The organism is Cedecea neteri NBRC 105707 = ATCC 33855 (assembly GCF_001571265.1).
Lineage (GTDB): Bacteria > Pseudomonadota > Gammaproteobacteria > Enterobacterales > Enterobacteriaceae > Cedecea > Cedecea neteri.
Genome location: NZ_BCTL01000102.1, coordinates 1 through 3,713 on the forward strand (window position 1 = coordinate 1; position 3,713 = coordinate 3,713).

General features: G+C 55.2%; 5 protein-coding genes. 1 reads left to right on the plus strand and 4 read right to left on the minus strand.

The window, feature by feature from the left end; all coding sequences use genetic code 11:
* Window positions 1–135: 135 nt before the first annotated feature.
* Window positions 136–441: a four helix bundle protein gene (locus CNE01S_RS23795; RefSeq protein ID WP_138089292.1), complete on the minus strand. Its 306-nt coding sequence runs from the start codon at window positions 439–441 to the stop codon at window positions 136–138.
* Between the two features lie 88 nt (window positions 442–529).
* Between CNE01S_RS23795 and CNE01S_RS23800 the strand changes: the two genes are divergently transcribed.
* On the plus strand, window positions 530–1,804 hold the full coding sequence (locus CNE01S_RS23800; RefSeq protein ID WP_138089293.1) for an RNA-directed DNA polymerase: 1,275 nt from the start codon (window positions 530–532) through the stop codon (window positions 1,802–1,804).
* Between the two features lie 35 nt (window positions 1,805–1,839).
* Here CNE01S_RS23800 and CNE01S_RS23805 read toward each other — a convergent pair whose 3' ends face one another.
* The 3 genes from CNE01S_RS23805 to CNE01S_RS25555 form a co-directional block, all read right to left on the minus strand.
* On the minus strand, window positions 1,840–2,025 hold the full coding sequence (locus tag CNE01S_RS23805) for a hypothetical protein (protein ID WP_061279154.1): 186 nt from the start codon (window positions 2,023–2,025) through the stop codon (window positions 1,840–1,842).
* Between the two features lie 183 nt (window positions 2,026–2,208).
* The gene (locus CNE01S_RS23810) at window positions 2,209–2,703 is read right to left on the minus strand and encodes a hypothetical protein (RefSeq protein ID WP_061279156.1); all 495 of its coding nucleotides are present in this window, start codon (window positions 2,701–2,703) and stop codon (window positions 2,209–2,211) included.
* 92 nt (window positions 2,704–2,795) lie between these two features.
* Window positions 2,796–3,713: invasin domain 3-containing protein (locus CNE01S_RS25555; RefSeq protein WP_303621197.1), on the minus strand; the 918-nt coding region annotated here is incomplete at its 5' end.

Here is a 3,713-nt window from a genome sequence, read left to right on the forward strand (position 1 = left end):
CGAAAATTGCGCTGATTTGAAAGGTATTTGATATGCGTCGGTGGGGTATAACCGTGAATCAAATAGCCTTCAAATCAGTATCAAACAATTTTCGCGGCTACACAGCGGTCCTCTGTCAGCACTATCAGCAGTACATCATTGTTCATGTAGTGTGCCACTCCCAGCATCACGACGCATAAACCAACTCTGCCAGCGCGTGATCTGCTTCTCGGCTGAATCCAGTAACGTCGTCAGCCGCATAAAAGCACCATGAGCAATAAATGTCATTCCCCATCCCAGCGTGAGAAGCCCCCTGATAACAACAAGCGAAGCTCTTGTACATCCCAGATGCTGCACTGACTGACTGCGCTGTCCGGCATCCTGTTTATCCGCATTATTTGCCAGTATCACCTGCTTAATGCAGTCGGTGATTTCCTGTAAAATAGCTTCTCCGGTCGTCATCCGGAATGCCCGCGGGAGGTGTCGGTGCGTCGCCCAGTACGTGCGGTACAAAAGCAGCAGCGCATCGTAAACCAGGGGTTGTTTAAACGTGGACACTGTCTTTACTCCAGAACAAATTCATCATCAACTTCTTCACTGTGTTACGCTGACGCAACGCAGTATCCAAAAATCTGCAGGCATGGAAACGGTTTCTCGTACCTGTCGCCAGCTCGCGGCCGACATATTCTCACTCTCATACACACCATCACCCTACACGCGGTTCGCCGTCACTGACCCTAAGCTCCGTGAGATTTATGCTCCTGCCTTTCGGGACCGCCTGGCGCAGAACTGGCTTGTGTATCACCTGACCCCTTTTGTTGAAAGGGTGCTCATTGACGACACATATGCGAACCGGCACGGACGCGGAGTGCTGGCTGCCGTTAACCGTGCACAGACGTTCATGCGCCGCCCCGGAAACGGGTATTATCTGCAACTTGATGTTCAGAACTTCTTCAACAGCATCCCGCATTCAGCGCTTCTTCGGCAATGCGATGCGCTGATGACCCGCTATATGTCTTCGCACCCGCTGCGGACACAAATCCGCGATATGCTGGAAAAAAGCATCCGGTATGCAGCGCCAGCAAATACCGTCACTATCAGCGGTGACCGCCTTTTGCTGGACAGCATTCCCGCACACAAAACTCTGCTTGCGGCAGGACCTGACAGGGGACTTCCACTCGGGTCTGCGTCCAGTCAGATGCTGGCCGGGTTGTTTATGGCCCCCCTCGACCATTATATAAAGCACACCCTGCGGATTAAGGGATATGTCCGCTATATGGATGACCTCATCCTGTTTGGCAGCTCAACGGCTCAACTCTCCCGATACCGGCAGGCGATCAGGCATTTTATGCAGGAAGAGCTGGAGCTTACGCTTCACCCTCACAAACAAACCCTGCAGGCCTGCCATCAGGGAGCCGATTACCTGGGGTACCGGGTTTACCCCCACTATCTGCACCTCAGAAAGCGCAACATCACGAAACTGGTGGCCTGGATGCGTTTTTTTAACAGCCTGCTGTCCGCCTCATCCGGGCGCCCCGCAGCACATATCGCCGTCAGGACTGAGTGGATGTGCCTGGCTCATACCGGCTCGTTACTTCCTGAGCTGGGCCTGTTGCAGCGTATGCAGGGCGTGATTAACAGTTATTACGGCATGATGAAGCACGCCACGCATTTTCGTCTGCGCAGGGATATCTGGCACCGCCATGCTGGCCTGCTGACAGGATACATGCTGCCGGATGGCCCGCAATATACCTCCATGCGCATCAAAAAATGCTGTATGCAGGACTGGGTTACCGGCCAGCATCTGTCCGTTCATGCCGGATAAACGCACCATCACTCCTTATCTGAAACAAAAGTATGTTATCTGTAGCCTGACGGCGCAGCGGCAAGGATGGCAAGAACACCCTGACGACACACCACGTTGTTCGTGTTGTTGTCGTTGTTGCTGTTGACGTTGCCATTGCTCAGGTTGACGTTGTAGTGGTTGCCGCTGCTCTTCTGCTCCGACGACCAGTTGTTGTTGCCGGAGAAACCCGCGCCACACAACAGACTCCCTCACAAATACCTGCTTTCTGATACCGCCGGTTTACCGCCTTGCGACGTTCACCCCTTAATAACGCTTTTCCCTGGTACCGGAAAAACGTGAAGCAGGCCGGTCTTCTTTCATGGCGCGTTTTCGCGCCGCCTTAACGGCGCGACCCATTGCGCACCATCCGTGCCGCTGCGCTGTCAGGCCACCTGACCGTTATTGTTTTTTCTCCGGGCCTTCAGGCCCTGAATGAACCCTGTATCCACCGACGACGGGAACAGCCCGGGCTGCCAGCTGTCCAGAAAGCGACATTCATCCTCGCTCAGTATGGGGGTGCCTGATTGCCCGTCTGACGTCGCACCACCCCCACCCTTATCTTCCGCCAGGGTGAGTGTGGTAAGCCATGACTGATATGCGACCTCGTCAATATTATCTGTGTCAGCTTCAGCGCCCCAGTCGGTAAACCGTGCCTCCGGCAGGACCTTTACCAGCACCGCCTCAGGAAAGCCGCCGCTGAATACAGCCTGCCCGCCGAGTTTTTTTATCCTGCGTCCGGTAACTTTGATATCCGGATACACGTAATGCACCAGTGAAAACAACGACTGCTGGTAGCATTTCAGGAACATGCCCTCCCGGATAAGCGTAAGCTTTCCCGGACGGGCACTCAGCACCAGCCTCTCCTTTATCTCCATCATTCATTCTCCTCAGACTCCCCCGCGTAAACGCGGGGGAAGATAAAACCAATTAAAAATAAAAAAACCAAAGGTTAAAAATTAAAGGCTAAATGCTAAAGACCCTGACGACACACCACGTCGACCGTGTAGTTGTCGTCGGGGCTGACGACGTGGCCAGTGCTCAGGTAGACGCTGTAGTGGTAGCCGCTGAACTTCTGCTCCGACGACCAGTAGTTGCCGCCGGAGAAACCCGCGCCTGTGTAGCTTGACATTTGGCCCCACTCGCTCCACAGTCCGCCCAGAGTACCGCGGGTGCCGTCTCCGTGAGCTGCGTTTCCGTTAAGCTGTTGCACCGATGGCTGGGTGTAGCCGGACTGTGCAGAGCAGTATGCGGCGGCATCAGACCAGTTCAGTGTTGTATCTCCGCCATTGATATACCAACTGCTCAGGGTGAACGAGTAAGTTATTGCCGTACCACCGCTTTTCGGCGTGCCCGTGATGGTGACCTTGTCTTTGGTTCCCGTTCCTGTAAAGCTCACCACGCCGGCGCTCACCGATACCCAGGATGCATCCGCCTTCCAGTCGTAATCCGCTGCGCTGGCATTACTCAGTTCCAGCGTAAATTGAGCCCCTTTGAAGCCCGTGGTCGGGAACCCTGCATTGCTGGCGAAGGTATACCCGTTGACGGCGATGTCTTTTAACGCAGGTACTGCGTTTATCACGTATGTCTCCGACTCCGCAGGCTTGTCCCAGCCGCCAAGCTTCACCGTCGCCTTCAGGCCCGTGCCCGCTGTGGTCGCCGTGTACGTCCCGGTGTAGGTCCCGTCTCCGTTATCCTTCCAGCTGCTGCCGGTTTTAAGGGTCGCGTTCACCACCGTGACCGCTTCCGTCGTCAGCGAAGCCGCCGCGCCGGTCACAGCGTTGCCGTTTGCATCCTTCAGCGTCACCGTGATGAGCATGTCCGCACCGGAGGCATAGGTGGTGTTGTCGGTTTTAATCGCCGACTTCGCCTGGTCCGGCGTGGTCGCCGT